Source organism: Collinsella sp. HCP28S3_E9, assembly GCF_052065455.1.
Classification (GTDB): domain Bacteria; phylum Actinomycetota; class Coriobacteriia; order Coriobacteriales; family Coriobacteriaceae; genus Collinsella.
In genome coordinates this window covers 1-3,637 of the sequence record NZ_JBQHTZ010000031.1, presented here as the reverse complement: position 1 = coordinate 3,637, position 3,637 = coordinate 1, and the positions used below count along the sequence as shown (strand labels likewise).

Below are 3,637 nucleotides of genomic sequence, written 5' to 3'. Positions count from 1 at the left end.
ATTGCCTTTCCACGAATCCTAACTTCAGCAATTAAGATTCTAGGCGATAACCGCTTCCTGCTTTCTACGGCCAGGGAAGCGGCCCCTTACACCAACATTCGGCACGCGATCGCTACGAGAAGCGCGACCTGGTGATAACCACGAACATCGAGTTCTCAAAAAGGGGACGGTGCTCGGCGACGACAAGATGGCCGGCGCGCTGATCGACCGCATAGTGCATCACGGGCGCTTGATCGAGTTCACCGGCGCGAGCCGTCGCATGGAGGATTCGCTCATGTTGGGAAAAGCCAAAAGCTAGCAAGTGCGGCATGCTTGCCAAAGTGTCCAATTCGGTCATGCCGCGGTGTTCAGTTTAGCCTTGACAGAAACAACTCGAACCTGAACCGATGCGGGCCCGCGAACGGGCGGAAGCGGGAGCCGGCCGGCGACGCCGCGCCCAAGGGGCACGTGCGTGGCGCGGACTACTACAAGGATTAGGAGCATGGCGATGATTGACGAAGAGACCCGGCGCAAGCTGCGCGAGATGTCGATGGGCGAGATGGTGGACGCGCTCGACCTGCAGGACGCGGACAGGACGTGCATGGCGATGCTGTTCGAGGAGCGCGTGCGCATGATGGTGGACCACGCCTACGAGGAGAAGCGCGCGAGCAGCGTGAGGCGGCTGGTCGGTCGCGCCCGCCTGCGCTTCCCAGACGCCGACATGGGCGAGATGATATACGAGGGCCGCGGCGTGGACGGCGTGCTCTTCCGCGAGACGGGGACCTGCTAGTTCATGACGGGGTCCCGCAACGTCGTCATCGAGGAATGCACCGGCACGGGCAAGAGCTACCTGGCCTGCTGCATAGCCAAGCGTGCCTGCAACATGCGGCGCAGCGCGCGCTACGTCAGGCTGCCCGACCTGCTGATGGAGTGAGACGAGCTGGCCGCCGCGGAGCGGTCGGACGCGAAGATCCTGAAGAAGTACACCCGCTACGAGCTGCTGGTCATAGACGAATGGCTGACCGAGGACGTCGACGACGTCGCGATCTGCTTCCTGTTCGAGTCGATAGAGCGGCGGTACATGTCGCATTCCACGGTCCTCTGCACGCAGTGCACGCCCTCCGAATGGCACGGGCGGCTCGGCGGCGGCGTCCAGGCGGACGCGATGGTTGACAGGCTGATCCACGGCTCGGTCAGGATAGACCTGGGCGACGTGAACGTTCGCAAGCTGCTTTCCTCGAAGGACTAGAACCGAGACGATACGCTTTGCGCGAAACGCGCGATACGCAAATGGCGTGAGCGCCGATACGTAAACCCCGAAACGGGCGGTGCTCACGCCGCGAAATAATCACTCTTATTGTTTGCTGGGTGAGTTGGCTACCTGAAAAATGTTTGATTTTTTTGAAATAGTTGCGAGAATGAGTTGGTTGGCGTAGGACCCCAATAATGCGCCAACCATCGACAAACCCATAGCTAAAGCGACTGAGATTTGCTCCCCGACAGTGGCTGCTATGATTTGTTGAATAGGAAATCCCCAGAGATATATTCCATAGGACAGTTCGATTTGTCGGATTGGCTTACCTAGAGATAGAAGTGCTGGGTCAAACGCAATCCAGATAAGTGTATAGGGCAATAACAGAAAGCAAGCCGCAATGCTATACCCATTCCAGGCGGTTAGGAAAAAGAAAATTGTCGATAGAATTCCTAATGGCCTGATGATGTGAACTTTTAAACGAAATGCGTAAAACAACACACCGATGCAGAACATATAAACAGGTCGATAGTAAGAGAAGAGCGACGGCGCACTTAACCATAAGAGAAGACTGAAGATGCTTATTCCGGCAAAACACAGCAGGGTGCCTTTGTGCCTGAAACGCGTCGCGATGAATGCGATAAAGCAGCATACATAACAAAAAAACTCGACAGGCATTGTCCAAAGGGAGCCGTTTACCGTTGATCCGTATGGGTTATTAAGGAAAACTCCCGGAAGATTGTGTACAGGAATAAGGAATGCGTTTAGTAGATAGGCGTAAGTGGCTGGTCGGGAAAAATAGTCACTAAGTTTATATATTGAAAAGATGGGTCCGACAATAAAAACGCACGCTGCCGTAACAAGTGCTAGTTCTGGAATTAGCCGCTTGCAGCGTGTGCGAAAGAAGCTCGATGGAGTCGGGTGGCTCTCGCAACTCTTTGCTATGTATAGTCCCGCAAAAAAGAAAAACGTACTTACGGCAATTGGTCCAAGCGGGAGGTGGCTAAGAAGGTCGGAGAGCAGAGCAGAGCTTTCTCCGAAGAGGGGGGATGAGTGATATATGATGACAGCGAACGCGCTGATTAGTTTTATCAAGTTGACGTTGTTGCATCTGGACCCAATGACTGAGTCAAGAGTCAAGGTTTCTTGTTGAGGGGTCATTATCTTGAGCCTTTCGCAATTTAATTCTGCGTGGATTGGTCATTGCGCGCCGTTCGATTGCTCTCGTCAGCATGCCTAAATGCTGCTGAGGCTTTGTGTTGCGGGAATTTATAAACTCTTCCAAAAGGAGCAGCTCGCACTCTTAGATTTTTTTAAGTTCTTCTTTTGAGTACTCTTTCAATTGAGTCTCCTATTTCGACTTGTTAAATTTTGTGCTGGAAGAGTATAGCTTGTTAATTGCTTTAAGGGCTAGACCTCTCCAAAATCTAGATAAAATGTCAAAGTCCTCTTTGGACCTTCCTTTATTTTCTATTTGGTTCATCGTTTCAGACCCGGGGTGAATTCGGTGATACATCAGCGGGCGATCGCAATAGCAGAATCTCTTTCCATCTCGAGACAGCCTCTCCCATGCATCCCAGTCTAGATCGCATTTGTACTTAGACGAGAATATCTTTGTGCCAGTTATACTGAGATTCAGGGTGACGGAGGGGCAGCAAATTGCGCAACAAAAGCCCAACGCCATAAATCTTGAGATTCCCGTATTTGCTAGAACGGGAATTCTGAAGGGAGTCAGGAGGAGGCGTTTTATCTCCAGAAGAGTATTAAAGCTCACCTTCTGTCCAGATTTGATTTCGCTGTAGTTTGTAAAACAGATAGCAGGGTCTTTCGTACTGTTCATCTTGTTTAGTACTTCAGATAGGTAATCCTTGAGACCGACATTCGAGCTTGTAATTGCCGATGATGCATCGGCTGAAAACCACTTCGAAGAAATCCAATCCTTCGTTTCGAAACTTTTTCCCAAGGCAACTGTGCACTACGCTGCAGGAACAAAGAACCGCAAAACCGTATTGAACCTATTGAAAGGAGTGTCCAGCTCCACCGGATTCATTTCGAAAGAACTTGGCGCTGGCGATCTTCTCTATGACGCTTCAACGTTAGATAGCATTTGCAACCACTTCCACTCCGCAGACACGCTAATGGGATTCGGAAGCGTGGTTAAGTATACAGAGCTTCTCAATAACAAGATTGTCAACACACCGTTTGATGCTCCAAAATCTGCTCTTCTCAAAACAGCGTCTTCTGCACTGGACCACACAGGCCAGGCTGTCCTGATTGCAAAGAATGCCGATTGGAGATCGCGTGCCGAATGTTGGTGTAAGGGGCCGCTTCCCTGGCCGTAGAAAGCAGGAAGCGGTTATCGCCTAGAATCTTAATTGCTGAAGTTAGGATTCGTGGAAAGGCAAT

Annotated in this window: 4 protein-coding genes and 1 pseudogene; 4 read left to right on the top strand and 1 reads right to left on the bottom strand. The window is 51.3% G+C overall.

Annotated features, from left to right (window positions below; translation table 11 throughout):
• Nucleotides 1-169: 169 nt before the first annotated feature.
• The 3 genes and pseudogenes from ACTNA2_RS08990 (at nt 170) to ACTNA2_RS08980 (ending at nt 1,228) form a co-directional block, all read left to right on the top strand.
• Entirely contained in the window at nt 170-298 is a 129-nt protein-coding gene (locus tag ACTNA2_RS08990; protein ID WP_441049375.1) for an ATP-binding protein, read from the top strand.
• A 153-nt stretch (nt 299-451) separates the two neighbouring features.
• The gene (locus ACTNA2_RS08985) at nt 452-769 is read left to right on the top strand and encodes a hypothetical protein (protein ID WP_441049373.1); all 318 of its coding nucleotides are present in this window, start codon (nt 452-454) and stop codon (nt 767-769) included.
• Nucleotides 770-772: 3 nt separating this feature from the next.
• Nucleotides 773-1,228: pseudogene (locus tag ACTNA2_RS08980) on the top strand (ATP-binding protein).
• 105 nt (nt 1,229-1,333) lie between these two features.
• On the opposite strand, the gene ACTNA2_RS08975 reads toward ACTNA2_RS08980, so the two are convergent.
• Entirely contained in the window at nt 1,334-2,392 is a 1,059-nt protein-coding gene (locus ACTNA2_RS08975; RefSeq protein WP_441049371.1) for an acyltransferase family protein, read from the bottom strand.
• Between the two features lie 707 nt (nt 2,393-3,099).
• Between ACTNA2_RS08975 and ACTNA2_RS08970 the strand changes: the two genes are divergently transcribed.
• Complete coding sequence (locus tag ACTNA2_RS08970; protein WP_441049369.1) at nt 3,100-3,573, top strand: hypothetical protein; 474 nt, start codon at nt 3,100-3,102, stop codon at nt 3,571-3,573.
• The last annotated feature ends 64 nt before the right edge of the window (nt 3,574-3,637 follow it).

Coding starts and splice junctions, on each gene's coding strand:
- ACTNA2_RS08975 (WP_441049371.1), bottom strand. CDS start 2,392: ATGACCCCTCAACAAGAAACCTTGACTCTTGACTCAGTCATTGGGTCC.